The sequence below is a fragment of the Actinosynnema mirum DSM 43827 genome, from assembly GCF_000023245.1.
GTDB classification, from domain to species: domain Bacteria; phylum Actinomycetota; class Actinomycetes; order Mycobacteriales; family Pseudonocardiaceae; genus Actinosynnema; species Actinosynnema mirum.
The window spans coordinates 1,413,629-1,438,306 of record NC_013093.1 but is presented as its reverse complement, the minus strand read 5'-3'; the positions used below and the strand labels follow the sequence as shown (position 1 = coordinate 1,438,306).

The following is a 24,678-nucleotide window of genomic DNA, read 5'->3' as shown; positions in this document are numbered from 1 at the left end:
CGCGATGACCGAGACGATCCACCCCGAGCTGCCCACCACCAGGCGGCGCCCGTTCGACCCGCCCGCGCGCCTGGGGGAGCTGCGCGCCGAGGCCCCGATCACCCCGCTCGGCTTCCCGGACGGCCACGACGGCTGGCTCGTCACCGGCCACGACATGGCCCGCGCCGTGCTCGCCGACCTGCGGTTCAGCAACCGCGCCGAGCTCAAGCACGCGCCCGTCCGGCTGGGCGGGCAGGTCATCCCGCAGCAGCCGCCCGCGCCGCCCGGCCTGTTCATCTCCACCGACCCGCCCGTCCACAGCCGCTACCGCAGGCTGCTGACCGGCCAGTTCACCGTCCGCAGGATGAACCAGCTGACCCCGAGGATCGAGCGCATCGTCGCCGACCAGCTCGCCGAGGCGCGGGCCCAGGGCTCGCCGGTCGACCTGGTGCCCCACTTCGCGCTGCCCGTCCCGTCGCTGGTGATCTGCGAGCTGCTGGGCGTCCCCTACGCGGAGCGGGCCTCGTTCCAGCGCGACACCGCCATCGGGCTGCGGATGACCAGCAGCCTCGACGAGGCGATGGCCGCCGTCGAGCGCATCCGCGAGCACGTGCGCGGCCTGGTCGACCGGAAGAAGGCGGAGCCGACCGACGACATGCTCAGCGGGCTGGTCGCCACCGGCGAGCTGACCGACGAGGAGAGCGCCAACATCGGGCTGATGCTGCTCATCGCCGGGCACGAGACCACCGCGAACATGCTGGGCCTCGGCGCGTACGCGCTGCTGCGCAACCCCGAGCAGCTGGCCGCGCTGCGCGCCGAGCCCGAGCTGGTGGACGGCGCCGTCGAGGAGCTGATGCGCTACCTGTCGATCATCCAGTTCGGCACCACCAGGGTCGCGCTGGAGGACGTGGAGCTGGCGGGCGCGCGGGTGCGCGCGGGGCAGACGGTGGTGCTCTCGCTCCCGGCCGCCAACCGGGACCCGGAGCGGTTCGAGCGGCCCGACGAGCTGGACGTGCGCAGGCGCGCGGGCGGGCACCTGGGGTTCGGGCACGGCGTGCACCAGTGCCTCGGCCAGCAGCTCGCGCGGGTGGAGATGCGGGCCGGGTTGGCCGGGCTGCTGCGCGAGTTCCCCGACCTGCGGCTGGCGGTCCCCGAGTCCGAGGTGCCGCTGCGCACCGACATGGGCGTCTACGGGGTGCACGCGCTGCCGGTGGGGTTCTCGGCGTGAGGCGCGGACGCTGACACGGGGCGGGGGCCGCTCCCGCTCCGGGAACGGCCCCCGCGCTCACGCCGCCTCCACGCCCACCAGGACCTCCCGGCTCACCGCGTCGGCGCGCCCGGTGCGCTGGATCGACTGCCAGCGCAGCGGGACGCCGTGCGCGGCGGTCACCAGCGACTGCACCACCACCAGGTAGGTCAGCTGCCGGTAGGCGAGCTGCTGCAGCGGGAACGCCCACAGCGGGCGCAGCGACTCGCCGTCCAGCCGCAGCGCGTACCCGGCGCTCGCGGTCTGCAGCGCGAGGAACGCCAGCCAGATCGGCAGCGCGGCGGGCGCGTCCGCCACGAGCGCGCCGTACAGCACGTACACGTCCATCACCGGCGCCAGCAGCGGCAGCAGCAGGTGGAACAGCAGCAGGTACAGCAGCCCCAACCGCCCCATGCGGCCCTGCTCGCGCACCGCGACCCGGTGCTTCCACATGGCCTGGAACGTGCCGTAGGACCACCGGTAGCGCTGCCGGTACAGCGACCGCAGCCCCGCCGGGACCTCGGTCCACGCCCGCGCGCCCGGCTCGTACACCACCCGCCAGCCCGCGCGGGTGATCGCCATGGTCACGTCGGTGTCCTCGGCGAGCGTGTCCGAGCTGACCCCGCCGACCTCCACCAGCGCCTCGCGGCGGAACGCGCCGACCGCGCCGGGGATCGTGGGCAGGCACCGCCAGGCGTTCAGGATCTGCCGGTCCAGGTTCGAGCCCGAGGTGTACTCCAGGTGCTGCCAGCGGCCGAGCAGCCCGCGCCGGTTGGCGACCTTGACGTTGCCGGACACCGCGCCGACGCCGGGCGCGCCCAGCGGGGCGACGAGCGCGGCCAGCGTGCCCGGCTCGAAGATCGTGTCGCCGTCGACCAGGACGAGCGCGTCGTGCCCGGCCAGCGCCACCCCGGTGTTGAGCGCCTCCGCCTTGCCGCCGTTCTCCCTGGTGACCACCCGGACGCCGGGCAGGTCCAGCGCGCGCACCACGTCGGCGGTGCCGTCCGCGGAGCCGTCGTCCACCACGACCACCTCGACCGGGGCCGGGTAGTCCGAGGCCACCAGCGAGCGGACGGCGGCGGTGATGGTGACGGCCTCGTTGTAGGCGGGCACCACCACCGACACCGGCGGCAGCGGGCCGGGCGGCGCGTCGGGCAGCTCGCGGTGCAGCCTGCGCGCGGTGTGCGCGAGGCCGAGCTGCACGAGCACCCGCAGCACCGCCAGCGCCGCGACCGCGCCGATGACCACGTCCAGCAGCAGCACCAGCAGGTCGCCGTTGCGCTGCGACCAGGCCAGCGCGTGCGCGGTGGCCAGCTCCACCCGGTCGGCGGGCGCGTGCGGCGGCGGTCCCCCGACCGCCTCGGTGCGGGTGGTGAACCGGTGGTCCGGCAACAACCGGCGCAGCTCCTCGACCGCGCCGGGCGTGCTGCTGGTGTCGTGCAGCCGCAGCACCGCGCCCGCCCCGTTCGCGGGCGCGCCCGCCTCCGCGATCGCCTTGACGTCCTGCACCTCCAGGTCCGGCGACCAGGCGTCCCGCTCGGCCAGCTCGCTGCGCACGCCCGCCGCCGCGATCAGCGCGCTCTGCGCGAACGCGGCGTCCAGCAGGCGCAGCTCACCCGGCCGGAACGACTCGACCCCGACCTCGTGCCCCTCGGCGACCATCCGCCGCACCAGGTCCGGGTTCTCGTTGACCCGCGCCCCGACCAGGTGGAACGTCGCCTTGGCTCCGGTGCGGGCCAGCGCGTCCAGCAACCTCGGAGTCCAGCGCGGGTGCGGACCGCCGTGCACCACGAGCGCGAGCGTGCGCTCGGGCACCGGCGGGTCGGTCACCCGGATCGGCGCGTCCCGGTGCCCTGGCAGCGAGATGGCGTGCGCGTGGAAGCTCAGCACCCCCATCAGCAGCGCCAGCAGCACCCCCAGCGAGACCCAGTGCGCCTTCACCCCCCGCTTCACAGCTGCCCCAGCACGGTGGTCGCCGCCAGCGCGGTGACCACCACCAGCCCCAGCGCGAGGGCCGCGCTGACCACCCGCATCAGCCCTGTCCGCCACCCCGTCCGGTCGACGAAGACCTTGCCCTCCACCACAACCCCCCAGCCCGCGCGAAGCGGATCAACGCGACCAGCAGGGCGACGCCCACCGCCGCCGCGACCTGTGGGAAGGCGCGGACCAGCGAGGAGGCGACGAGCCCGGTGATCTCCCCCAGTGATGTGCCGCGCGCCGCGGCGACGACGGCGACGTCCGCGACGAGCAGCATCGGCGGGGCGGGCACGACGGCCCACAGCCCGATCGGCCGCACCAGCGCGGCGGCCGTCCCCGCTCCCCCGATCAACAGGACGGCGAGGACCCACCCCGGTTGCTCGCCGTCCAGTCCGAGCCCGGTCGCGGTGAACACCGCGAGCACGGCGACCGCGGCGAGGCTGGGCAACTGGGCCAGCGCTCGGCTGTCCGGAACAACCACTTCTCCCCCTGGGCGTCTGGAAGTGCGCAATCGCTTGCACACAGGGGGACGCGGTGCCGAGGGAGACGTTGTTCGCGATCACCAGGCTGGTCTGGGCGCTGCTGGGGGCGGCGCTCCTGGTGGTGTCCGGGATCGCCTGGACCACCTACCAGGAGATCGACACGGGGGTGCGGAGGTCGCAGGCCATCGCGGGCGGGGCGGAGAAGCCCACCGAGTGGGTGAACGTGCTGCTGATCGGCCTGACCACGCGGCGCGACCTGGACGGCGGGGCGCCGTCGGACGAGGTGCTGGCGCGGATGCACGCCGGGGACGTGGACCGGGGCGGGTACAACGCGAACACGATGATCCTGCTGCGGGTGCCGCTGGCGGGCGGGGCGGCGACCGGCTACTCGCTGCCGCGCGACAACGAGGGCGAGCTGCTCGGGATTCCGGGCGGGCCGCAGCGCGGGAAGATCAAGGAGGCGTACGGGCGGGCCAAGGACGCGCGCGAGCGCGAGCTGGTCGCCGAGGGGGTGCGGGACCCGGCCGAGCTGGAGTGGCTGGGGCGCGAGGCCGGGCGGCGGGCGCAGGTGGAGACGGTGAGCGCGTTCCTGGACGTGCCGGTGCACCAGCTGGCCGAGCTGAGCCTGGTGGGGTTCTACGAGCTGGCGCAGGCGCTCGGCGGGATCGACGTGTGCCTGAACAACGCGACGAGGGACGAGTACTCGGGCGCGGACTTCCCGGCCGGGCCGCAGCGGTTGGACGCGGCGCAGGCGCTGGCGTTCGTGCGGCAGCGGCACGGGCTGCCGAACAGCGACCTGGACCGCACCCGCAGGCAGCAGGCGTTCCTGACCGCCGTGCTGGCGCGGGTGCGGGAGCAGGGGCTGACCGCGCTCGGGCCCGCCGTGGAGGTCGCGCGGCGGACGGTGGTGCTGTCGGAGGGGTGGGACGTGCTGGAGGTGCTGGGGAAGGCGCCGGGGTTCGCGTTCAGCACGCTGCCGATCGGGTCGCCGGAGGCGGTGCGCGCGGCGATGCGGCAGGCGCCGGTGGGCGGGGCGGTGGCGGCTGCGCAGGGCGGGGTTCCCTGCGTGGACTAGGCCGGCGGGCGGGGTCGTGGGGGCGTCCCCCCGCGCCCCCGCTACTCCCCGGTGAAGTCGACGAGCGCGGCGAGGTCGTCCGCGCCGCGCCCGCGGGCACGCCTCGGCGTGCTCCCCGGTGTGCTCCCCGGTGTGCTCCTCAGCGCCGCTCGGCTGTGGTTTCCCCCCGAGCTTCGACGGCCCGCTCGCGCTCCCCGACCAGGGCGGTCAACTCGCCGATCTGCCCGCGCAGCCCCCGGATCTCCCGCACGACGGTCCGCAGCAGCACCACGACGGCGTCCTGCGCGGGGTCCGACTCGGGCACCGGGTCGGGCGGGACGCGCCGGTGCAGCACCGCGTCGAGGTGCTCGGGGTGCCAGCCGAGCGCCGTGGAGAGGGCCCGCAACGTCCGCGCGCCACGCCTGCGCGCGATCACCCCCTGCTGGATCTCCCGCAGGATCGCCGTGGACACCCCGGCCTCGACCGCGAGCTCCCCCTGCCGCACCCCGAGCGCGTCCATCCGCCGGTTGACGACGTCCGCGACCCGCCGCCAGTCCCCGTCACCCACGTCCACGCGCCCAGCATCACCCCTAGCCGAGCCGCTCCCCCGCCGCCCACGCCGCCGGTTCCTCCGTTCGAGCGAGCCCGCCACACCGAGGCGCCCTGGACGCCCTGGACGCACTAGCAGTACGCTCGTACTGTTAACGCTCATGTGGGACCCCGAGAAGTACCTCGCCTTCGCCGACCACCGCGCCCGCCCGTTCCACGAGCTGCTGGCCAGGGTCGGCGCCGAGTCGCCCGAGCGGGTGGTCGACCTGGGCTGCGGGCCCGGCAACCTCACCACCACCCTCGCCGAGCGCTGGCCCGGCGCCGTCGTCGAGGCGCTCGACTCGTCGCCGGAGATGGTCGAGCAGGCCCGCGCGAGGGGCCTGGACGCGCGGGTCGCCGACGTGGCGGGGTGGTCGCCGACCCCGGACGTGGGGGTCGTAGTCACGAACGCGGTGCTCCAGTGGGTGCCCGGCCACCCGGAGCTGCTGCGCCGCTGGGTCGGCGAGCTGACCTCGGGCGCGTGGCTGGCGGTGCAGGTGCCGGGCAACTTCTCCGGCCCGTCGCACGAGCTGATCCGCGAGGTCGCCGAGGACTGGCCGGAACTGCGCGGCGTGCTGCGGTTCGCCCCGGTGCTCGACCCGGTCGGCTACGCCGAGGTGCTCGCCGGCGCGGGGGCCGAGGTCGACGCGTGGGAGACCACCTACGCGCAGGTGCTCACCGGCGAGGACGCGGTGCTGGAGTGGATCAGCGGAACGGCGCTGCGGCCGGTCCGGGCGGCCCTGTCCGACGAGGCGTGGGCCGAGTACGTGGCGCGCCTGCGGCCCGGGTTGCGCGCGGCCTACCCGCGGCGGGCGGACGGGAGCACGTGGTTCCCGTTCCGCCGCGTGTTCGCCGTGGCCAGGGTGCGCTGAGGGCCGCCCGGCGCGCGCGTCAGCGCACGCGCGGGGCGACGGGCTCCCGCTGCCCGTTGACGCCGACCCGCTTCACGGCCGTGTACTTGCGGCCGACGGTGGTCTGCTGGCCGATCTTGGCCCGCACGATGCCCGCCGCGCCCTGCACCGCCGGGTGGTCGACGACGGCGCGGTAGGCCCGGACGATCTGGTCGTACCGCGCCTTGCCCGCCCGCGCGCCCAGCACGTAGCCGATCGCGGCGCCGAACAGAATGCCCTTCATACCCGGTCTCCTCACCGTTGTGCCTGGTCAATGCCCATCCTGCCGGAAACGAGGGGGGTGCGTTCGAAGCGATCCTCCGGATGCGCTAGAGTTACTCCCGTCAGCCCGCGAGGGCGGGCGAGGACAACTGAACATTCCCCCATAGCTCAACGGCAGAGCATTCGACTGTTAATCGAAGGGTTACTGGTTCGAATCCAGTTGGGGGAGCATCCCAGACGAGGGCCCGTCCGCTTGGACGGGCCCTCGCTGCTTGCCCGATCTCTCCCACACCAGGGGGTTCGCCCGAGCGGGGGCGGCTGAAACCCGTCATCCGGATGCGCGAGCGGCTGTGGTGTTGATCACGGCGGTGCCGGCACCCTGGTGGGCATGGGCCGCTACGCGAATCTCTCTCGCATCGAAGCGATGGACCCCGAGCGCGACGCCTGGGAGATCCTGCGCCTGTCCACCGGCTACGAGTTCCCCTGGGACTACACGCGGGCGCTGGAGTTCGCGCTGTTCCGGACGTACTGCGTGCCGTCCATCTCGGCGCTGCTGGCGCGCACCGGCGAGTTCGAGCGAAGGCCCCAGAAGCGCTACGACGACACCGCGCTGCTCATGGGCGAGCTGGTGGACCACGGCTACGACTCGCCGCGCGGCAAGGAGGCGCTGCGCGCGGTCAACCGGATGCACCACCGGTACGACATCGACAACGACGACATGCTGTACGTGCTCTCCACGTTCGTGTTCGACCCGATGGAGTGGTTGGAGCAGTACGGCTGGCGGAAGCCGTCGGAGCACGAGAAGCAGGCCTCGTACCACTTCTACCGGGCCGTCGGGGCGCGGATGGGCATCCGGGACGTGCCGGAGGGGTATGACGCGTACCTGGCGTTCAAGCGGACGTACGAGGCCGAGCACTTCAAGCACGCGGACACGAACGCCGAGATCGGCCGCTACACCCTGGACCTGTTCTGCTCCTGGTACCCGGCGCCGATGCGCCCCGCGGCGAGGAAGGCCGTGATCGCCCTCCTGGACCCCGCGATGCTGGACGCCTTCGGCCTGGCCCCCGCGCCAGGCTGGCTGACGACGACGGCCAAGGCCGCCCTGCGCGGGCGGGCGCGCGCAGTCCGCAGGATGCCCCCGAGACGAGAGCCGTTCCTGACGAACCAGCCGAAGAACCGAACCTACCCCGGCTACCCGACCGGTTACCGGCCGTCCGATCTGGGGACTTCGTAGCACGGGTTGGTCACGTGCTGACGGGTTGTCGAGACGCGGGGGGCCGGCGCTCTGTACCCTCCAGAACCGCACGTCAGGGGACGGTAGCTCAGCCGGTCAGAGCAGCGGACTCATAATCCGTCAGGTCGTGGGTTCGAACCCCACCCGTCCTACTCTTTTCCCAGGTCAGGTGCACCCCTGGGGAGTCTATCAAGATCAACGCCATGCCTTTGCCACCCCTAACGGGGTCGGTACCCCCTAACCGCCTCCAAGGCGTCGGCCGCCCTACGACTGGTCACGCGACGCGCCATGTAGACGTCCTGGGTGGTTGACACTTTCGAGTGACCGAGCTGATCGGCGATCTGGCGGGCGGACAGCCCGGCGTCGTCCAGGATCGTCGCGACCGACTTCCGGAACGTCCGGAAGGTCACCCACGGGTAGCCCGCGCGCTGCCGGAACTCCCGCCACTGGGCCAGGGTGTTGTGCTTGTCGCGCAGCTTGCCGAGCGAGTTCGGGAACACCGGGCCACGAAGGTCCGCCACGTCCACCCCGAAGCGCTCGGCCAGCAGCACCCGCCGCTCCCGCAGCACGTCCACCAGCCAGTCCGACAGCGGCAGGGCGCGCTCGGACACGTCGGTCTTGCCGAAGTTGATCCGCTGCCCCTGCCCCTTGACCCGGATGAGCCCGCCACCCCACGACACCGTGCCCGCGCGCAGGTCGAGGTGGTGCCAGTGCACCGCCAGCCCCTCACCGGTCCGCTCCCCCGTGCCCGCGTACCACCGGGCAAGGTCGGGGAGGTCCTGGCGGACGGCGACCTCGTCCGCGTCGAGCTTGGCCAGCAGGTCCGCCAGCTCCTCCAGGGTGAGCGCGCGGGCCCGCACCTTGCGGCCTTCCAGGGGCGCGACGTCACGGACCGGGTTGGCGGCCAGCGCACCGTGCCGCACGGCCAGGCCGCAGACGCCGGACAGGATCGTGCGGACCGTCTTGGCGGTGGACGAGCTGTGCAGGTCCTGGGCCGCGGCGACCAACCGGCCGAGCCGCGGCACGGTCAGCTCCCGCACCCGCAGCTCCCCGATGGCGGGGAGCACCAGGCTGTTCAAGCGGCCCTCGTAGGTCTCCTTCGAGGTGGGCGAGCGGCGCCCGCCGTCGATGGCCCGCTGGAACTCCTCCAGCCAGAGTGCGGCGGCGTCCTTGAACCGGGTTTCGGGGGTGATGCCGTCCCCGCTGGTCAGGGGCGACGTCCGGTCCCGCAGCGCCTCTTTGAGGGCCCGTTCCGCCGCCGTCTTGGTGCTCCCCCGCCGCTCGACGGGCCGGGTGACGCCGTCGTGGTCGCGGTAGTTCGTGACGGCCCGCCAGCCGGACTTGTCCCGGTAGGCGCGGATCTTGCCGAAGGTGCCGACCGGCAGCGGTGGCCGGGCCATCAGGCCACGCCGTTCGGCAGCGACTCGAACCAGGCGCGCACCTGCTCGGGGTCGAACCGGACGTACTTGCCGATGCGCTTGCCGGGCGGGCCGTAGTTGCGGGTGCGCCACTGGTAGAGGGTGTTGACGGGGACGCCGAGGAAGTCGGCGACGTCTTGGACGCTCCAGAGCTTGCTCATGTCGCGGACTCCTGTTCGTACTTGCGGCGGCGGGTTTCGCGGTTGCTCTCGGCGATGGCCAGGGCGAGTTCGCGTTCGGCGTCGTTGCGGTGGCCGGTGCCGGTGAACTCCCAGTGGTCGACCAGGACGACGGTGTCGGGGGCGTGGCCGAGTCGGTCGAGGAGTTCGGTGGTGCGGAAGGCGCGGCGTTCTTCGCGCATAGCCTTGAAGGTGGTGCTGTAGCGCTGGGACTTGGAGAGGAAGTGGCCCCGGAAGGCGAGCATGTGGGCCCAGCGGCGCAGGTTCAGCGCGGCGTACTGGTCGTTCTCGCCGAGGTCCCAGGTGGTCTGGATGATTCGGCGGTGGTGGGCGGAAACGCGCAGGTGGTCGATGTCGAGTTGGGAGCGGATGGGGCGGTCTGCGGCTTCGGACTTGCCGGTGCCCTTGGTGGCGTACTTGGCCACGTACCCGGCCAGCCGGGACTCGCTGATCTCGCCCGCCTGGTCCTCGAACTCGTGGGCGCCGGTGGAACGGATGCGGCGCACGTCGACCTGAGCGCCCCACCGCAGCGCGATCGGGGTCCCGTCCGGGAGGGCCTGGTCCACGCGCACGGCGCGGGCTGCGGCGGTGATGGCGTGTTCGAGCAGCTCGGGGGTGCACCAGGTGGGGGCGGGGTCGTCGGGCCCGGTTGGTCCGTCGAGGCGGATGACGGCGTGGAAGTGGACCAGGCCGCGTCGCTGGTACTCGGCGACCTTGGCGTAGGACAGGCGGGCGTGGTCGGCGAAGCGGGTGCGGGCGGGCAGTCCGGCGGCCTTGAGCAGTTCGCGGCGCACGCTGGTGGTGAACCGGTGCCACAGGGTTCCGGCGTTGGCCTGCCAGAGCACCGACCCGACGTAGTCGTACCCGTCCGGGTCGACGGGGGTGCCGAGGGCGGGGTCTGCGGGGTGGTGCCAGGAGCCGCAGGAGCAGGGCCGGGCCTTGCCGGTGCGAGTGGTGGGGCGGTTGTGGACGGGGCCGAAGGAGGGGGCGGTGAGGGTGGCGAACACGCGCGGCTTGTCGGTGATCGAGGCGGGCACGCCTTTGCTGCCGCCAGCCAGGCCGGCGTGCATGAGGTGGTAGGCGTCGGCGGCGTAGCGGTCGGAGCAGGCCGGGCACACGCTCTCGCGTCGGTTGCCGCAGGGGATGAACACATCCCCGCCGTGCCAGTCCAGCAGCGCGCCACTGGTGGAGTGGATCTGCCAGCCGCCGCTCATGCGGATGGGTTGGGCGCATCCGCCGGTGGCGGTGACCTTGTCCCGCCAGTCCCGGTAGTCCGACGAGCGCAGGCGGGCGGTGATGCGGGAGTCGAGGGTGAACACCACGGGGGCACCTCCTTTCGTTGCGGGATAAGGAAAAGCGGGGCACGGCCACCGGGTCGGGTGGTCGCGCCCCGCTCCGAGGGCAAGGGATACCGCGGTCAGGGCTGGAGGGAGGTGCCAGCACCCGCTTGGCGCAGCAGGGCGGCCATGGCGGTGCTCAGCTCGCGGCGGGCGGTCTTGGCCGCCGCGCGGCGCTCGGTCAGCAGCTCCGGGGTGCGGCCGGGGTTCATCGCGGTGTCCATGTCGTAGACGGCCTGCACGGCCCGGTCGATGTGGTCGGCGACCTGCGGGCACAGCACGAGGAGCTGGGCGTGGGGCTTGGACATGGCTGAGCGGGTGATCAGCGAGGCCGTCAGGGTCGTGGCGATCTCGTCCCGGTCGTCGCGCAGGCGGGCGGCCTCCAGGTCCCACATGGCCGCGTGGTGGTCGGACAGGACCCTGATCAGCTCGCCGTAGACGTCGACCACGGTCACCAGCCACTCGTGCAGCCGGGTCGCGCGGTCGGCGCGGGTCTTGAGGGCACCGGCCAGCACAGCGCCGCCGAACGCGCCGACCAGGCCGCTGAACACGGTGATCAGGGTGGGCCAGATGTTCACGGGGTTCTCCGCGTAGGTAGGTGTGGTCAGGTGAGGGCGTGGCTGTTGCGCTCGCGCACCTCAAGCACGACGCGCTCGGCCATCTCCGCCGGGAGCCGCACGGCGGCCTGGACGTCCTCGGCGGTCAGATCGCGGCCCTGGGCGGCGACCTGGTCGGCCTTGGCGCGGACCGCCGTGACGATCGCGGGCGGCAGCTTGAGCCGGGGCACTGCCACCGCAGCGGGGGCGGGTGCAGGCGGGGCGGGGGCGACGGGTGCCGGTGGGGTGGGTGCGGCGGGCGGTGGTGGGACGGCCGCGGGGACGGGGGTCGTTTGCGCTGGTGGGGGCGCTGGGGTGGTGTTGGCGTTGCGGTAGGCGCGGGTGATGGCCTGGTTCATGCGTTCCTGCACCACCGGCATGACCTCGGCGACCATGAACACCACCAGCGGCACCACCAGGTGCACGGCGAAGTTGCCGAACTCGAACCGCTCCCCGGCCGTCCACGCCGGGGCCAGGGTGGGCCAGACGTTCATGAACAGCGTCGAACCGAGCAAGGTCCGCTTGAGCCGTTCGACCCACACGCTGTCGACGGGGACGCCCCGGTGCAGGACCTCGGACTCGAAGACCAAAAGCATGATCAGAATGCCCGCGAGCATCGGTTCGGCCAGCCAGGCGGCCCACCACAGGGGGTCGCTGACCGGCCGGTGACCGGCCAGGAAGTCCTGAACCCCGGCGGCGGTGAACCCGAGCCCGAGGGTGAGGAAGAACCACATACCCCGCGTGATCAACCTGCGCTGGGCCTCGATCCGGACCGCGACCATGTCCGGGTCGTCCACCAGACCGCGCAACTGGGCCGACTCGGCCTTCTTGCGCCGCAGGCTCACCACCCGCTTGGTCACCCCGGTCTGGACGTCCACCGCGTCAGCCCGGTCCTCTGCCGGGGAGGCGGAGGGGTCTGTCACAGCCGCCCCCGGTGGTGGTCGATCTCGCGGCGGACGAAGTCGCGCAGGGCGTAGAACACGCCGATCACTCCCAGCGCCGCCAGGACGCCGGTCCACATGAAGAAGGTCCCGAAGCCGTCGGCCAGGTAGACCACGAACAGCACCAGCGAGGCCAGCCCCAGGAACAGCGCGAAGCGCCACGCCGCCCAGAACCGGACACCCAGGTTCCACATGGTTCCTCCACTTTGGAATTAGGAATGTTCTTGCACGGCAACGAGTTCGCGCCGCACTACGAGCGATGCGTCAGGCAACGGCGTGCAGCCGGGGCCGGTCGCCGGTCACGAAGGCGACCAGGTCGCGGATGTCGTCGTCGGACTGGTAGAAGGCCCGCACGCGCTGCGGGGTGCGGGAGCGGGCGCGCACGACGAAGCCGGTCCCGGCGTAGTCGTCACCCAGCGGGATCTCATCGGCCAGCGCGCCGCGCAGCCGCATCCCCTCGCCCAGGACCATGTCCACGTGACCCTGCGTGGTGACCGACAGGCACACGCGCTGGGTGAACAGGTCGCGCACGCCCACGGTGTCCTTGGTGGGTTCCTGGACGTAGCCGCAGACCGCGAAGCCCGGCGCCCGCCCCTGGGTCATGATCTCGGCGAGCAACCGGAGCACGTCCCGTACCTCCTTGGACGGGCCGAAGCCGGTCATCATGCCCATCTCGTCGATCTGCAACACCCGGAACGGCGTCTCCACGCTGGGGGTGAAGCGCCGCGCGCCCTGCTCCCGCAGGAGGGCCTGGCGCTCCTTCATCTCGTCGCGGAAGCCCTCGATCACCTCCACCGATTCGGCGAAGTCGATCGCGCGGCGGTGGAACAGGGGCGCGCCGATCTCGGTCTCCATCCCCTCCTTCATGTCGACCATGTCCACCTGGACGATGCCGTCGCGCAGCATCGGGGCCATCGCGCGCAGCGGGTCCCACAGCAGGGCGCTCTTGCCCGAGCCAGTGGCACCAGCGCCGAACAGGTGATTGCCGACCAGCGGCAAAGTCCAGGGGGTGCCGTACTCGGTGTCGCCCAGCTCCAGCGCCGACAGGTCGACCTCGGCGCTGGTGTGCGGGATGTCGATCGCGGGGATGGGGTCGGAGTCGAAGGGGTTGCAGCGCTCGACCACCAGGGCGATGACCTGCGGACGCACCCGCATGACCGCGACCCGTTCGGCGCGTAGCGCGTGGGCCAGGGCTTCGGCGCGCTCCTCGAACACGGTCGGGGTCTGGCCCCGGTTCAGCCGCACCATGATCGTGTCGATCGAGGGCGAGGCGGCCGTGACGCGCACGATGCGCGGCACCTGGACCTGGTCGGTGCGGCGGTTGACCGTGATCAGCTCGCAGTCGGTGAGGATGTCGGCCCAGCGGCGGCCGACGTAGGTCAGCCAGCGGCGGCGGAAGGCCCGCAGCCGGGGCAGGGCCACCGCGTCGAACGAGGCCGGGTGGCCCCGGTACCAACCGGCCAGGCCCAGGGCCACGCCACCGGCGAGCGCGCCCGCGGTCGGAGCGCCCAGCGTCATGACGCCCTCGGCGGCGGCAGCGGCGAGGCCGGTGGGCACCGACACCATTCCGGGGTGCCGGACGGCCCACTTCATCGCACGGAATTCGATTCCCTGGTTTCGGAATGCTTTCGGCATGGCAAACCCCCTCCGGGTTTTCGGGGAGGAAAGCGGCGACCCGACCAGTCGGGTGGACGTGGTCGGGTCGCGCGCTTTCCGGATGCGGTTGTCAGTCCTCGGCGAGGTAGGGAAGAACGTCCTGCAAGGCCACGGAGAGGGTGGCCACCGCGCGGGTGACATCCCTGTGCTGGCCGGAAAAGCGGTAGCGAGCGAACCTCATCTGCTCGACCGCGCCCCGCAACTGGTGCATGGCCTGGTCGAGCGATTCGGCCGCCTTCTCCGTGCCGTAGCGCGCCGCCATGTCAGACCCTCCAGTTCCGGGAGATCAGCTCCGCCTCGTAGTCCTTGGCGTCCTTGGAGAACTGCTCGATCTCGCGGACTGCCTTGTCGCACAAGGACTTCAGCTCGTCCGCAGACGGGACGGCCCACGCCGTGCCGGGGATGTCGGCGTCCTCGACCTTGGCGATGAGCCCGCGCACCTGCTCGTCCACGGTCTCCTGGAGCAGCACCAACGCGGCCTTGAACGTCGCGTAGTTCTGCTGAGCCGCCCTGTTGATCGCAGCGACCTGCATGTGTCACCTCTTTTCCGAGTCGATCGGGAGACACCACGCCCCCGGAGCCGGACGTGCCGGAATCCGGGGGCATCGAATCTCCCGGCCCGTGTTGTGGGCCGGAAAATGGCATGGGTGTAGCCACTGTGGAATTGACAAGGAACTAACGGGAACTCCCGCTTGACGGCGTCACGGCCTGTCCCGACGAGGCGGGAGGGTTCACGCGGCCACGGGAGCCCGATTCTCGGAACGGGCAGAGGGAGGGCGGCGCGGTCAGTCGCGCGGCTTGAGACCGGCGGCGCGCCAGGCCAGGCCGGAGACGGTCTCGCCCCGGTTGTTCTTGAAGCTGTAGGGCGAGACCATCGCGTCGATCAGCTCGACCATGTCGCCCTCCTCAAAAGAGTCACCGGGGTCGGCCGCCAGGGTCACCCGGATCTCCTCGCCCTTCTCGCCCTTGGTCTTGGCGAACAGGGACACCACGTACTGGTTCACGCCGTCCCGATCGGTGACGATCTCGGCGGTGCCGTCCACCTCGCGGGTCTTGAGCGTGGGCTCCTCGGTGACCATCAGCCGGTAACCGGTGAGCAGGACGGGGATGTTCCTCATGATGTTCTCCTCTGTACAGAACCTCTGACGTGAAGAAGTACACCAGAGGTTCTGTACAGAGGTCAAGAAACCTCTGTACAGACGTTGCTAAAGCGAATGAGTCAGCCCAAAAAGCAGGGCTGACCTGCGGTGATCCAGATCAGCCCTGAGCTGTGAACTTGTACTCGAGGATGTAAGCGGCCGAGTCGAGCGTCATCTCGTTCACCTCGACAGGCTGGTCATCAGCCGTGTAGGCGGTGCGGATGATCAGGACGACAGGCGTTCCCTGCGCCAGCTCCAGCTCCTCCCGCTCGGACTCGCGGGGCATCCGCGTGCGCAGCTCCTCGCGGAACCGCACGGGTTCATAGCCCAAGTCCTTGAGGCGGGCGTACGAGCCGCCCTCGCCGGTGTCCTCAGCCATGATGGCCGAGCCCTGCACCAGCTTCTCCGGGTAGTACGAGGTGGCGAGCTGCACCGGCTTGTCGTCCACGAGGAAGCGTCGCCGCCGGGTCACCACCTGCTCCCCCTCGTCCAAGCCGAGCACATCGGCGATGAGGCTGGACGGGGCCTCAACGGTCACCACGGTGCGGCCGACGTGGGGACGCACGTCGAGGTCCGCGCTCCAGATGGATCGCCCGTTGCCCCACACCGCAGCTTTGAGGCGGTCGGGCGAGACCCGCCGGATGGGCCGGAACTCCCGGACGTAGGTGCCCGAGCCGCGACGGGCGATGATCAGCCCCTCGTTCTTCAGCACCTCCAACGCCCGCCTGGCGGTTGGCTGCTCGACGCCGTGAAGGGCCATCAGCTCGTTCTCGCCGGGGACCTTGCTGCCGGGCGCCAGTTCACCGGAGTCGATCTGCGAGCGCAGCCCGTCCGCGATCGCGCGGTAGCCATGCTGACCGGACGCAGGAGCATGACGATCAACCACTGGCCACCTCCTCTACTGGCTGTAGTTCTGTACAGGGGACACGCTACTACCTTGGACATACCCAACACGCGCAAGGTTCACCGCATGGTTGCGGACAGCACTGAACGGCCCTTGAAGTGAGCCCGCACGCTTGGAGCGGAGCGTCTATATGGCGGATGCCCTGCGTGTTCGCTACCGGACAGCAGCGGGCGAGTGCGGAGTCACAGGGTCGGGGGCCTGGACTCAGAACGCACTCGCCCGCCTGGAAACCCGGCCGCGCCCCACCGGGTGTGCCCTTTGCTCTTACTGGCAGCACAAACACCGAGCAGCGTTCTCAACCGTCAGCCACTCGTTCACCATCTCCCGGACTCGGCGAACCTGCCGTCTGCGCAACAACTCACGACGTGCACGCAATGCCAGAAAAGTAGCGACTAGAACGAGAAAGGCAGAAAAGACAAGAACTGCCACCAGTTCCGCTGTCATCTCAGAGCCCTAACGAAGTTCCCTTCGGGTCACCCTGCGACGCTTCTCGCAGGCGGCATGAAACCGGCCTCGATGCCGAGGTGAGGCAGCGGGGTGCCGTTGACGCGGTGCACGACACGGTGCCCGGTGAACGCACGACGCCCGTGGAGCCACCGGGCGTTGTTGAGGAAGTAGCCCTGCCCCTCCTCAAGGGGCAACTCAAGGGTGTGGCGTTCGATCGCTTCCCTGAGCGCAGGTAGCCGGCGTTCTACCGCAGGCGAGAACTGGACGAGGTCGTCCGTGCGCAGCCTCACGCTCACCAGGCCGCCCCGAGCAGGGCTGAAGATCGCGCCGATGTGCCCGGAGGCGCCGCCGAAGAGCACGGACCTCGGGGAGCACAAGGCGTCGAGCGCACCGGGAGCCGTTTCGGCGAGATCGGCGTAGACGGCCTGCCCGTCGATCAAGGTGCACTCGCCACCCGTGGTCCCCGGTCGAGCGCAGGCGAGCATCAGCAGCACCGGTGGGTTCGACACCCCCGACCTGTCGGTGTGCGGTTCGAGCGCGCGGCAGCTGAACCCCTCGAAGCCGATGCTCTCAGCCTTCCCGAGGTCTACGAGCGTGGTCACGCCGTTCAACGCGCTGTCGCGGTGCGGGACGATGGTCGCTATCGATCGGGCGATTCTGAGCAAGTTCTCCGCCGAACCGATCGAATCCACGACCGCGAGCCCGTACCGAGCCACCCTGTCCACCAGACCAGCCCGGTCAGATGCTTCGACGCGGCAACCTGAAAACGGATCGCTCATTGGTTTCCCCCTCTCAGAACTGTGGTTTCAACAAGAGAAATCTGAACGTGCGGGAACCGTGCAGGTCCAGTGACAAACTGTCATCACGACAGGCTCGGTGATTCCTGCTCCCGGTGCTACGTTTCGGCTATCCAGCCACGTGGAGGTCATCGCCGATGGAGCAGTTCGCGTACCCCGTGTCGATCAAAGGCGTGGTCGTGCGGGGCGGCAGGGTGTTGCTGCTGAAGAACGAGCGCGAGGAGTGGGAGCTGCCGGGTGGACGCATCGAACCCGGTGAGACGCCCGAGGAGTGCGTGGCGCGGGAGATCGCCGAGGAGACCCGGTGGCAGGTGACCACGGGGCCGCTGCTGGACACGTGGATGTACTACATCAACGCGGCCGAGAAGAACGTGTTCATCGTGACCTACGGCTGCTACCCCACCGGAGATGACGAGCCGGTGCTCTCCCACGAGCACAAGGAGATCGAGCTGTTCACCGAGGCCGAGGCCGCCGCGCTGACCATGCCCGACGGGTACAAGCGGTCCATCACCGCCTGGTTCTCCCGCCAGCGCGAGACGATCCGGTAGGCATCCGCGTGATGTCCGCCAGGCGGTGCGGCGCGTGCAGGGCTCCGCTGGGCAGGCTGGTCACCGCGCCGGTGTGCCCGACCTGTCACACGCGCCGCACGGCACCCGTCATGCCGTCCCAGCGGCTGGTGCCAGCGGTGTGGTTGTGGTCCTCACCGGAAGCGACGGCCGCCCTCAGGAGCCGTGACCTGCCTATGATCCTGCGGCTCTACCGGCGGGTGAACGGGCTGAGCCAGGAGAGCCTCGCCGCGGTGCTCGACTACGACAAGAGCTACGTGTCGATGATCGAGACCGGGCGGCGCACGATCGGCGACGTGTCCACCCGCCGCCACATCGCTCGTGTGCTCGGTCTGCCGATGCACGTGCTCGGGGTGACGGACAACGATGACGCCGACTTCGCCGCGATGATCCAGTTCGGCGACTCCGCCATCCGATTGGCTGAGATCGCGCGCCAGGCCGGGCGTGCCGTCGAGGCGGTCAACGAGCTGTGGCCCCTGGTCGCCCGGTTGGAGGCGCGAGCCGCCGAAGGCCGTGCCGAACGGGACACCTTGCTCCTGCTCGCGCAGGGCAGGGCCGCGTTGGGGGTCTCCTTGGGGACGGTGCTCCCCGAGGAGCGCCTGGCCGCAGCGGCGCGGTGGACCGGCAGGGCTGTCGTCATAGCCGAACGCCTTGGTGATGCGGAGTTCCTGGCTCACGCGCTGCGGATGCACGGCAACGAACTCCGCAAGGCCGACCACGTAGGGGCGGCCATCGCTCGCTTGAGCCGGGCCGAATCCCTCTCTGAGGACCCGGAGAGCCGTGGAGCGGCCTTGGCGCTACTGGCGCGGGCGGCAGGTGAACACGGCGACCGCGACCTGTTCGACCGGGCGATCACGGGATACCGCAGGCTGTTGGATGATGTGGGCGTTCAGGGCCTGCTGTTCAACCCGTTCACCTTGCGGGAGATCCAGCTCCGGGGCTTGCTCGCCACCGGCCGAGCCGCTGAGGCTGTCCGACTCCTGGCGGAGGTTCAGGGCACCTGCGCACCGGCTGCACCCCAGTGGCACATCATTGAGCGGATCACCACGGGGCAGGTCCTGCTAGCCGCCGGGCATCGTGACGGTGCGGTCGAAACCTTCACAGCGGCCCTCGGGGCAGCCGAGGCACGCCGATTACCGCACCAGATCCAGCGCGTCATCCGGGCAGCCGACTCAGCCGAGTTGACCGACCTCAGCGCTGGCGCGCACGAGGCACTACGTCGTCTCGACAACCAGTTGACCGCCCGAGAGTGACCACTCCCCGCTGTCTTGCGCCGGTTCCCCAGTAGAGATAGAGCTATCTCTGCCACAAGATAGGGGGTTGCCGTGCCGATCGGGTACCGAGAGCTCGCGGCCGTGCTGCGGGAAGCGATCCGATGTGGCGACTACCCGCAGGGGACGACGCTGCCCAAGCAGGAGGACTTGGCCGCCGAGTACGGGATCAACATCAACACTGTCCGGAAAACGGTCGCGACACTGGAGGCTGAAGGGCTGGTGACCTCCGTACGCCGTCGCGGCACGGTGGTGAGGCCCCAGCCGGTCATGAAGCGCTTGGACGTCGAGCGGTACGCCAAGAGCCAATGGAAGTTCGATGACCTGACCGACGAGGTCCGCCAGGTCGAGGCGGACGCCGAGACCGCCGAGGCCCTGGGGCTGGAGACCGGCGCCACCGTCTACGAGCGCGCACGGCTGGTCCGGGACGGCGAGACGCCCACGCACACACTGACGAGCTACTACAACCCGGTGCACGTCGAGGGGACGCCGCTGGTCAGCCCGAAGCCGGGGCCCGGTGGCGGGTTCGCCGTGTTGACGTTGCAGGGCTTCGAGCCCGACCACATGACCGAGAGCGTGCACTCCCGGATGCCCAGGCCCGAGGAGGTCGAGGAGCTGGAGCTGCCCGCCGGTGAGCCCGTGATGATCCTGACGCGGCGGACCTTCACCAAGGACAGGACGCCGATCGAGTTTGCGCGGGGTGTGCACGCGGCTAGTCGGTTCGTGTGGTCCTACAGCTTCCAGATCCCCGAGTAGGAGGGTCCCAACCCGTGTCGTCACCAGGATTCCCGACGAGCACCGCGCTGACGTGGTGACGTTGTGGGAGTACCACGATATGAAGCACGACCTGCGGCCCACCGACATCGGCATCGGGTTGGGCAGCCATGACATCGGCGTGGCCGTGCGGGTGACCGAGCTGTACCACCAGGGTGTGTTCCCTCGGGTGCTGTTCACCGGGGCGAACGCGCCGACGACGGTGAAGCGGTTCCCGCGAGGCGAGGCGGTGCACTACCGCGAGCACGCCTTGGAGCACGGCGTCCCGGACGCGGCGATCCTCATCGAGACCGAGGCGACCAACACGGCCGAGAACTTCAAACTGTCCCGCGCGCTCCTGGAGGTCGAGGGCGTCGAGGTCGGTTCTGCGGTGCTGATCTCGCGGCCGTACCAGGAGCGCCGGTCGTACGCGACGTGCCGGAAGCTGTGGCCGGAGCTGGACATCCTGTGCACGTCGCACCGGCCGCCGTTGGACGAGTACGTCGCGGGGATCGGCGATGTCGACTTCGTGATCAGCATGATGGTCGGCGACAGCCAGCGGATGACCTTGTTCGCGGAGTACGGCTACGCCATCCCCCAGGACGTGCCGGACGAGGTCCAGGCCGCCTACGAACGTCTTGTGGCTGCGGGCTACACGAGCCGCGTGATCCAGACCTGACCTGTTCCTCAGCCCCGAGGCCCGCTGAGAGCCAGGACGTGCAGCAGCCCGACGAGCGAACCGGAGTTGACCACCGAGCAGGTGCGGATCAGATCGGGAACCGTCTTGAGCGGGACCCACTCGAACCGGCCTTCATTCAGCTCTGAAGCTTCCCCGACCAACTCCGCTCCCTTGGCGAGGTAGACGTGGTTCGGGTTGCGCAGCATCCCCACAGCGGGCTCGAACGTCACGAGGTGTTCCATGCTGCGCGGCCGGTAGCCGGTTTCCTCCTCAACCTCACGAGCCGCAGTGATGGCAGGGGCTTCCCCGTCTTCCACGATGCCGCCGGGCAGCTCCCAGTTCCAGACGTCGGGGGCGAACCTGTGTCGCCAACTCAGCAGGACATTATCGCCAGCATCGTCGAGGACGACCGTCATGGCGGCAGCGGGGAACGCGACGGTGTGGTGCTCGAACCGCTCTCCAGAAGGAACCGAGATGTCCGCCAGGCCCACGGTAACCCAAGGGCTCTCGTACACGGAACGCTCCCCGTGAACCGCCCACCGGCCCTCTGCGCCTTCTGATGTCATGCCGCTCACCCTTCCGCATGGCAATCGAGCAGTCACCGCAGGCCGTACACGGTGAAGCCGTGGCTCCGTTCGCCGCTGTGCCGCACGTGCGCAGAGTTTCTTTACTTCATCAAGGCGGCCCCTGCCGGGGCCGCTCGCGTCGCTGCGCTCTTGGCCGCTCGCCCCTGGGGCGGGGCCCGCCTCCGGCACCCACCCCAGGCGGCGGCCCGAGACGCGACCGGCCCCGGCAGCCGCCGCAGGCTGAAGAGGCGGGGCTTGCAGGCATAGAGCCGCCAACTGAAGCACCGATACGACCAGAAGCTGCGGCAGTTAGAAGCCAGAATTCACCCATTTGGAGGGAAACGCATCGTCCCCGAGGGGAGATATTCCCAGTCATAGGACATCAACTTCGTACGTCCTGGTTCTGCCAGGCGACTCGATCGGAGATCAACTATGGCGGCGGGTGACATCGAGACCTACTACGAGGGCGGTCTCTGGAAAAACCGGGTTCAGGGAAACCAGAGGCCCTTCGACACCGGCAGCAACAAGGCCGAGGTCCAGGAACGAGGTCGAGCGAGGGCAATCGCCGACGGCGTCGAACACATCATCAAGAACATGCAGGGCCAGATCATCGAGAGAAACACCTACCCGCGCAGCAGAGACAAGTACCCCCCTAGGGGGTAGTAGCGTTCCCGGCTAGGCACGAGCGCCAAGTGGTCCACAAACGCGGTGGTCGGGGCGCTCGGCTGCCGCGCCCGTGGACAGCTCGCCGCCTTGGCGGCGACGACCAGCCCACCGGCTTGCCCTCGAAGCGGGCGGGTCGGTGGGCGTGGGTGCCACGGCTTTGCCTCGCTTAACGACGGCAGGCGTCCACAGCGCACGGTCCACAGTGACCATTCGCGGGCGCTAAGCGGGCTGATGGCGAATGGTTTCGGGATTGCTTGGCAGATGACGGCAGAGTGGACTTGTAATCCGTCAGGTCGTGGGTTCGAACCCCACCCGTCCTACGCACTTCACCAGCGGAAACAGACTTTATCATGATCATTTAGTGATCGTTCGTCCATGGGTTTGCCCATGACGATCGGGCGATCATCTGCTGTCCCACCTGCGTCGATGCCCGTAACTGGAGTCGGAGCACTGCCTAGTCGGGCAGTGGTCCAGTTCCGTGGGCACGGGCCGTGACGGGGACGGAGTGGGGTTCGGGGGGATGTGGGGTTCACCCGGACGAGGGGTTCCCGAACCCCGTTGCCGTCCGCGCTACGCCGGGTCCCAGTGGGCCGCACCCGCCGCCAGGGCGGTGACCTGTTCCGCTGCCGCGGCTCGAACACGATCCGCGTCGGCACCCGCGTCCGCTCGCACGTGCAGCACCGCCCCGTCCCTGCCAGGGATCTTGCGCAGCAGGAACCAAGCCCCCACCACATTGTCACGCCGCCGCTGGCGGATCGCCTGGGTCACCCGCTGGTGCACCTGATCGGTCAGCTTCCCCGGCCGCTCCACGGCGTAGCGGACCGGACGCAGGTCTCGGAGCAGGACCGCCGTGCCCCCGGACTCCCCGGTCACCACCTCGTCCTCCACGGCCTCGGTCACCGTCAGCGCCTTGCCGTCCCACGCCGCCTTGCTCACCAGGTGCCACCCGACGCGCCTCGGGGGCTGCTCCGGCAGCCACAGACCCAGCGGGGTCGCCACCAGCCAGCCCTCGCCGGACGGCGCCGACGCGGCCACGTGCTCCTCCGGGTCCAACCCGCCGGTGAAGCCCTCCGGCGCGCCCGAACCGAACAACCTGTCCCACAGACCCATCAGCAGCCCCAAACCACAGCGTCCGGCCAACCCCGAGCAACAGCCAACCCCGAGCAACAGCAGAAGCGCCTACAGGCCGTTGATGCCCTGCTGCCCCAGCTCCTTGTGGTACTCCTCCAGCGCGATCAGGTCCCCGAACAGGGCGCGGTACTCGTCCGCCTCCTCGATCGGCGACACCCGCCGCAGCCTCGACTTGATCTCGGTGATCTGCGCCCCGACCAGGACCTGCTGCAACCGCGCCAGCACGCTCTGCACGTACCGGTACTCGTCGCCCTTGGTCCGCAGCGGCTCCACCGCCAGCTCCGTCAGCAGCGGCCTCGCCGACGGCACCGGGCAGGCCTGGCCCACCGCGTCCACCAGCGCGGGCCCGGTCAGGCCGGACGCGGTGCCGCCCGCCTCGCGCAGCGCGCGGTGCAACGCCAGGTACAGCGGGTTCGTGAACGCCTCGTCCGGCAGCGAGTCGTAGTACGGGCTCACCATCTCCGGCACCTGCAGCGCCGCCTTCAGCGCCTCCCGCTGGTGCCACAGCGCCGGGTCGCGCGGGTTCGGGCGCGGGGGGGCGTCCACGGCCACGTCGAGCGCACCCTGGTTCGGGTCCACCGGGCGGCGGCGCGGGGCGGCCTTCGCGGTGCCGGTCGCGGTCTCGCGGACCCGCCTCACCACCGACGCCTCGTCCTCCCAGCCGACCCACCACGCCAGCCTCGTGGCGTAGCCGTCGCGCTTGGAGCTGTCCTTGATCTGCGCGACGAACGGCACCATCTTCCGCAGCGCCTCGGCGCGCCCGTCGACCGAGTCGAGGTCGTAGTCGCGCAGCTGGGCCTTGATCGCGAACTCCACCAGCGGGGTGCGCCTGGCCACCAGGTCGCGCACCGCCACGTCGCCCTTCTCCTGGCGCAGCTCGCACGGGTCCATGCCGTCCGGCGCGACCGCGATGTACGTCTGCGCCGAGAACTGCTGCTCGCCCTCGAACGCCTTGAGCGCCGCCTTCTGCCCGGCCGCGTCGCCGTCGAAGGTGAAGATGACCTCGCCGTTGACCGAGTCGTCGATGAGCAGCCTGCGCAGCACGTTCATGTGGTCGGCGCCGAACGCCGTGCCGCACGACGCGACCGCGGTGGGCACGCCCGCCAGGTGCATCGCCATGACGTCGGTGTACCCCTCGACCACCACGGCCTGCCGCCGCTTGGCGATCTCCCGCTTGGCCAGGTCCAGCCCGAACAGCACGTGCGACTTCTTGTAGATCGGCGACTCGCTGGTGTTCAGGTACTTGGCCTGGATCGGGTCGTCGTCGAAGATCCGGCGCGCGCCGAACCCGACCACGTCGCCGCCCAGGTCCCGGATCGGCCACAGCAGCCTGCGGTGGAACCGGTCGATCGGGCCCTGGCGGCCCTCCTTGGTCAGCTGCGCCTTGATCAGCTCGGTCAGCTCGAACCCGCGCCCGAGCAGGTGCTTGGTGAGCTTGTCCCAGCCGTGCGGGGCGAAGCCGCAGCCGAACTGGCGCGCGGCGGCCTCGTCGAAGCCGCGCTGCGCCAGGAACTCGCGGGCGGGCATCGCGTCCGGCGTGGCCAGCTGCTCGGCGTAGAACTCGGCGGCGGCCCGGTGCGCCTCCAGCAGCCTGCTGCGGGTGCCGCGGTCGCGCTGGATGGTCGCGCCGCCGCCCTCGTAGGTCAGCTGGATGCCCGCGCGGTCCGCGAGCCGCTCCACGGACTCCACGAAGCCCAGGTGCTCGATCTTCATGATGAAGGCGATGACGTCGCCGCCCTCGCCGCAGCCGAAGCAGTGGAACGTGCCGTGGCTGGGGCGGACGTTGAACGACGGCGACTTCTCGTCGTGGAACGGGCACAGGCCCTTCAGCGAACCGCCGCCCGCCCGGCGCAGGGAGACGTGGTCGCCGACGACGTCCTCGATGCTGCTGCGGTCCCGCACCAGCGCGATGTCGGTCTCCCGGATGCGTCCTGCCACGGCGACCGAGTCTAGTGCTGGC

Annotated in this window: 29 protein-coding genes, 2 tRNA genes and 1 pseudogene; 12 read left to right on the top strand and 20 right to left on the bottom strand. The window is 70.6% G+C overall.

Features of this window, described 5'->3' with window-relative positions; translation table 11 throughout:
• Positions 1–4: 4 nt before the first annotated feature.
• Complete coding sequence (locus AMIR_RS06535) at positions 5–1,207, top strand: cytochrome P450 (RefSeq protein ID WP_015800144.1); 1,203 nt, start codon at positions 5–7, stop codon at positions 1,205–1,207.
• A 57-nt stretch (positions 1,208–1,264) separates the two neighbouring features.
• Here the strand turns inward: AMIR_RS06535 and AMIR_RS06530 are convergent, their stop codons facing one another.
• The 3 genes from AMIR_RS06530 to AMIR_RS40020 are packed head-to-tail and all read right to left on the bottom strand — an operon-like array spanning position 1,265 to position 3,683.
• Positions 1,265–3,166 carry a bifunctional polysaccharide deacetylase/glycosyltransferase family 2 protein gene (locus AMIR_RS06530; RefSeq protein ID WP_143760657.1) on the bottom strand — a complete coding sequence of 634 codons (1,902 nt, stop codon included), beginning with the start codon at positions 3,164–3,166 and terminating at the stop codon, positions 1,265–1,267.
• Between the two features lie 8 nt (positions 3,167–3,174).
• Positions 3,175–3,306, bottom strand: a complete 132-nt coding sequence (locus tag AMIR_RS42620) for a hypothetical protein (RefSeq protein ID WP_276145730.1) — start codon at positions 3,304–3,306, stop codon at positions 3,175–3,177.
• Positions 3,258–3,683: a DUF6542 domain-containing protein gene (locus AMIR_RS40020; protein WP_015800142.1), complete on the bottom strand. Its 426-nt coding sequence runs from the start codon at positions 3,681–3,683 to the stop codon at positions 3,258–3,260. The genes AMIR_RS42620 and AMIR_RS40020 overlap by 49 nt, the downstream gene beginning before the upstream one ends.
• Positions 3,684–3,736: 53 nt before the next feature.
• Here AMIR_RS40020 and AMIR_RS06520 point away from each other — a divergent pair, with 53 nt between their 5' ends.
• A complete protein-coding gene (locus AMIR_RS06520; RefSeq protein WP_015800141.1) occupies positions 3,737–4,759 on the top strand; it encodes an LCP family protein in 1,023 nt (340 codons plus the stop codon).
• 139 nt (positions 4,760–4,898) lie between these two features.
• Here AMIR_RS06520 and AMIR_RS06515 read toward each other — a convergent pair whose 3' ends face one another.
• Complete coding sequence (locus AMIR_RS06515) at positions 4,899–5,312, bottom strand: hypothetical protein (protein ID WP_015800140.1); 414 nt, start codon at positions 5,310–5,312, stop codon at positions 4,899–4,901.
• 136 nt (positions 5,313–5,448) lie between these two features.
• Between AMIR_RS06515 and AMIR_RS06510 the strand changes: the two genes are divergently transcribed.
• Positions 5,449–6,198 carry a trans-aconitate 2-methyltransferase gene (locus AMIR_RS06510; protein ID WP_015800139.1) on the top strand — a complete coding sequence of 250 codons (750 nt, stop codon included), beginning with the start codon at positions 5,449–5,451 and terminating at the stop codon, positions 6,196–6,198.
• 19 nt (positions 6,199–6,217) lie between these two features.
• Here AMIR_RS06510 and AMIR_RS06505 read toward each other — a convergent pair whose 3' ends face one another.
• A complete protein-coding gene (locus AMIR_RS06505; RefSeq protein ID WP_015800138.1) occupies positions 6,218–6,460 on the bottom strand; it encodes a hypothetical protein in 243 nt (80 codons plus the stop codon).
• 135 nt (positions 6,461–6,595) lie between these two features.
• On the opposite strand from AMIR_RS06505, the gene AMIR_RS06500 reads away from it, so the two are divergent.
• From AMIR_RS06500 to AMIR_RS06490, 3 genes are all read left to right on the top strand, one after another.
• Positions 6,596–6,667: transfer RNA gene (locus AMIR_RS06500), tRNA-Asn, on the top strand.
• A 195-nt stretch (positions 6,668–6,862) separates the two neighbouring features.
• Positions 6,863–7,672 (top strand): oxygenase MpaB family protein, encoded by an 810-nt coding sequence (locus AMIR_RS06495; RefSeq protein ID WP_245554591.1) that lies wholly within the window; start codon positions 6,863–6,865, stop codon positions 7,670–7,672.
• 77 nt (positions 7,673–7,749) lie between these two features.
• Positions 7,750–7,824: transfer RNA gene (locus AMIR_RS06490), tRNA-Ile, on the top strand.
• A 66-nt stretch (positions 7,825–7,890) separates the two neighbouring features.
• Here the strand turns inward: AMIR_RS06490 and AMIR_RS06485 are convergent.
• The 12 genes from AMIR_RS06485 to AMIR_RS06430 all read right to left on the bottom strand — a co-directional run bounded on the left by AMIR_RS06485 (position 7,891) and on the right by AMIR_RS06430 (position 17,068).
• Positions 7,891–9,072 (bottom strand): site-specific integrase, encoded by a 1,182-nt coding sequence (locus AMIR_RS06485; RefSeq protein ID WP_015800136.1) that lies wholly within the window; start codon positions 9,070–9,072, stop codon positions 7,891–7,893.
• Entirely contained in the window at positions 9,072–9,251 is a 180-nt protein-coding gene (locus AMIR_RS06480) for a helix-turn-helix domain-containing protein (RefSeq protein WP_015800135.1), read from the bottom strand. The genes AMIR_RS06485 and AMIR_RS06480 overlap by 1 nt, the downstream gene beginning before the upstream one ends.
• Positions 9,248–10,591 (bottom strand): replication initiator, encoded by a 1,344-nt coding sequence (locus tag AMIR_RS06475; RefSeq protein WP_015800134.1) that lies wholly within the window; start codon positions 10,589–10,591, stop codon positions 9,248–9,250. Before AMIR_RS06475 ends, AMIR_RS06480 begins: the two co-directional genes overlap by 4 nt.
• 95 nt (positions 10,592–10,686) lie before the next feature.
• Entirely contained in the window at positions 10,687–11,184 is a 498-nt protein-coding gene (locus tag AMIR_RS06470) for a hypothetical protein (protein ID WP_015800133.1), read from the bottom strand.
• Between the two features lie 26 nt (positions 11,185–11,210).
• Entirely contained in the window at positions 11,211–12,080 is an 870-nt protein-coding gene (locus tag AMIR_RS40015; RefSeq protein ID WP_041836615.1) for a hypothetical protein, read from the bottom strand.
• Between the two features lie 41 nt (positions 12,081–12,121).
• Entirely contained in the window at positions 12,122–12,337 is a 216-nt protein-coding gene (locus AMIR_RS06460) for a hypothetical protein (protein WP_015800131.1), read from the bottom strand.
• A 70-nt stretch (positions 12,338–12,407) separates the two neighbouring features.
• Positions 12,408–13,736, bottom strand: coding sequence for an FtsK/SpoIIIE domain-containing protein (locus AMIR_RS06455; protein ID WP_222840713.1), 1,329 nt, complete (start codon positions 13,734–13,736; stop codon positions 12,408–12,410).
• A gap of 133 nt (positions 13,737–13,869) precedes the next feature.
• Complete coding sequence (locus AMIR_RS06450) at positions 13,870–14,061, bottom strand: hypothetical protein (protein ID WP_015800129.1); 192 nt, start codon at positions 14,059–14,061, stop codon at positions 13,870–13,872.
• Position 14,062: 1 nt separating this feature from the next.
• On the bottom strand, positions 14,063–14,332 hold the full coding sequence (locus tag AMIR_RS06445; RefSeq protein ID WP_015800128.1) for a hypothetical protein: 270 nt from the start codon (positions 14,330–14,332) through the stop codon (positions 14,063–14,065).
• A 252-nt stretch (positions 14,333–14,584) separates the two neighbouring features.
• Positions 14,585–14,917 carry a hypothetical protein gene (locus AMIR_RS06440; RefSeq protein WP_015800127.1) on the bottom strand — a complete coding sequence of 111 codons (333 nt, stop codon included), beginning with the start codon at positions 14,915–14,917 and terminating at the stop codon, positions 14,585–14,587.
• Between the two features lie 139 nt (positions 14,918–15,056).
• Complete coding sequence (locus AMIR_RS06435) at positions 15,057–15,824, bottom strand: GntR family transcriptional regulator (protein ID WP_015800126.1); 768 nt, start codon at positions 15,822–15,824, stop codon at positions 15,057–15,059.
• A 491-nt stretch (positions 15,825–16,315) separates the two neighbouring features.
• Positions 16,316–17,068 (bottom strand): TauD/TfdA family dioxygenase, encoded by a 753-nt coding sequence (locus AMIR_RS06430; protein ID WP_015800125.1) that lies wholly within the window; start codon positions 17,066–17,068, stop codon positions 16,316–16,318.
• A gap of 155 nt (positions 17,069–17,223) precedes the next feature.
• On the opposite strand from AMIR_RS06430, the gene AMIR_RS06425 reads away from it, so the two are divergent.
• The 5 genes and pseudogenes from AMIR_RS06425 to AMIR_RS06410 all read left to right on the top strand — a co-directional run bounded on the left by AMIR_RS06425 (position 17,224) and on the right by AMIR_RS06410 (position 20,355).
• The gene (locus AMIR_RS06425) at positions 17,224–17,634 is read left to right on the top strand and encodes an NUDIX hydrolase (RefSeq protein ID WP_015800124.1); all 411 of its coding nucleotides are present in this window, start codon (positions 17,224–17,226) and stop codon (positions 17,632–17,634) included.
• Positions 17,635–17,828: 194 nt separating this feature from the next.
• The gene (locus AMIR_RS36775) at positions 17,829–18,905 is read left to right on the top strand and encodes a helix-turn-helix transcriptional regulator (RefSeq protein ID WP_143760652.1); all 1,077 of its coding nucleotides are present in this window, start codon (positions 17,829–17,831) and stop codon (positions 18,903–18,905) included.
• A gap of 72 nt (positions 18,906–18,977) precedes the next feature.
• Positions 18,978–19,166: pseudogene (locus AMIR_RS42615) on the top strand (winged helix-turn-helix domain-containing protein); the annotation flags it as partial.
• A 27-nt stretch (positions 19,167–19,193) separates the two neighbouring features.
• Positions 19,194–19,679 carry a UTRA domain-containing protein gene (locus AMIR_RS06415; protein WP_245554637.1) on the top strand — a complete coding sequence of 162 codons (486 nt, stop codon included), beginning with the start codon at positions 19,194–19,196 and terminating at the stop codon, positions 19,677–19,679.
• Between the two features lie 79 nt (positions 19,680–19,758).
• The gene (locus tag AMIR_RS06410) at positions 19,759–20,355 is read left to right on the top strand and encodes a YdcF family protein (RefSeq protein ID WP_084799119.1); all 597 of its coding nucleotides are present in this window, start codon (positions 19,759–19,761) and stop codon (positions 20,353–20,355) included.
• An 8-nt stretch (positions 20,356–20,363) separates the two neighbouring features.
• On the opposite strand, the gene AMIR_RS06405 is transcribed toward AMIR_RS06410, so the two are convergent.
• A complete protein-coding gene (locus AMIR_RS06405) occupies positions 20,364–20,870 on the bottom strand; it encodes an NUDIX hydrolase (RefSeq protein ID WP_245554590.1) in 507 nt (168 codons plus the stop codon).
• A 483-nt stretch (positions 20,871–21,353) separates the two neighbouring features.
• Between AMIR_RS06405 and AMIR_RS06400 the strand changes: the two genes are divergently transcribed.
• The gene (locus AMIR_RS06400; RefSeq protein WP_015800119.1) at positions 21,354–21,584 is read left to right on the top strand and encodes a DUF2188 domain-containing protein; all 231 of its coding nucleotides are present in this window, start codon (positions 21,354–21,356) and stop codon (positions 21,582–21,584) included.
• A 573-nt stretch (positions 21,585–22,157) separates the two neighbouring features.
• On the opposite strand, the gene AMIR_RS06395 is transcribed toward AMIR_RS06400, so the two are convergent.
• Both AMIR_RS06395 and dnaG read right to left on the bottom strand, forming a co-directional pair.
• The gene (locus AMIR_RS06395; protein ID WP_015800118.1) at positions 22,158–22,697 is read right to left on the bottom strand and encodes a hypothetical protein; all 540 of its coding nucleotides are present in this window, start codon (positions 22,695–22,697) and stop codon (positions 22,158–22,160) included.
• A gap of 69 nt (positions 22,698–22,766) precedes the next feature.
• On the bottom strand, positions 22,767–24,656 hold the full coding sequence (dnaG, locus tag AMIR_RS06390) for a DNA primase (protein ID WP_015800117.1): 1,890 nt from the start codon (positions 24,654–24,656) through the stop codon (positions 22,767–22,769).
• Positions 24,657–24,678: the final 22 nt, after the last annotated feature.

Bases quoted from the DNA above. Each gene is read 5' to 3' on its own strand.
- AMIR_RS06510 (WP_015800139.1), top strand. From the start codon at position 5,449: ATGTGGGACCCCGAGAAGTACCTCGCCTTCGCCGACCACCGCGCCCGC.
- AMIR_RS06505 (WP_015800138.1), bottom strand. From the start codon at position 6,460: ATGAAGGGCATTCTGTTCGGCGCCGCGATCGGCTACGTGCTGGGCGCG.
- AMIR_RS06445 (WP_015800128.1), bottom strand. From the start codon at position 14,332: ATGCAGGTCGCTGCGATCAACAGGGCGGCTCAGCAGAACTACGCGACG.
- AMIR_RS06430 (WP_015800125.1), bottom strand. From the start codon at position 17,068: ATGAGCGATCCGTTTTCAGGTTGCCGCGTCGAAGCATCTGACCGGGCT.
- AMIR_RS06485 (WP_015800136.1), bottom strand. From the start codon at position 9,072: ATGGCCCGGCCACCGCTGCCGGTCGGCACCTTCGGCAAGATCCGCGCC.
- AMIR_RS06460 (WP_015800131.1), bottom strand. From the start codon at position 12,337: ATGTGGAACCTGGGTGTCCGGTTCTGGGCGGCGTGGCGCTTCGCGCTG.
- AMIR_RS06495 (WP_245554591.1), top strand. From the start codon at position 6,863: ATGGACCCCGAGCGCGACGCCTGGGAGATCCTGCGCCTGTCCACCGGC.
- AMIR_RS06440 (WP_015800127.1), bottom strand. From the start codon at position 14,917: ATGAGGAACATCCCCGTCCTGCTCACCGGTTACCGGCTGATGGTCACC.
- AMIR_RS06450 (WP_015800129.1), bottom strand. From the start codon at position 14,061: ATGGCGGCGCGCTACGGCACGGAGAAGGCGGCCGAATCGCTCGACCAG.
- AMIR_RS06400 (WP_015800119.1), top strand. From the start codon at position 21,354: ATGGCGGCGGGTGACATCGAGACCTACTACGAGGGCGGTCTCTGGAAA.
- AMIR_RS06415 (WP_245554637.1), top strand. From the start codon at position 19,194: ATGAAGCGCTTGGACGTCGAGCGGTACGCCAAGAGCCAATGGAAGTTC.
- AMIR_RS36775 (WP_143760652.1), top strand. From the start codon at position 17,829: ATGATCCTGCGGCTCTACCGGCGGGTGAACGGGCTGAGCCAGGAGAGC.
- AMIR_RS06480 (WP_015800135.1), bottom strand. From the start codon at position 9,251: ATGAGCAAGCTCTGGAGCGTCCAAGACGTCGCCGACTTCCTCGGCGTC.
- AMIR_RS06535 (WP_015800144.1), top strand. From the start codon at position 5: ATGACCGAGACGATCCACCCCGAGCTGCCCACCACCAGGCGGCGCCCG.
- AMIR_RS06455 (WP_222840713.1), bottom strand. From the start codon at position 13,736: ATGAAGTGGGCCGTCCGGCACCCCGGAATGGTGTCGGTGCCCACCGGC.
- AMIR_RS06425 (WP_015800124.1), top strand. From the start codon at position 17,224: ATGGAGCAGTTCGCGTACCCCGTGTCGATCAAAGGCGTGGTCGTGCGG.
- AMIR_RS06395 (WP_015800118.1), bottom strand. From the start codon at position 22,697: ATGGGTCTGTGGGACAGGTTGTTCGGTTCGGGCGCGCCGGAGGGCTTC.
- AMIR_RS06410 (WP_084799119.1), top strand. From the start codon at position 19,759: ATGAAGCACGACCTGCGGCCCACCGACATCGGCATCGGGTTGGGCAGC.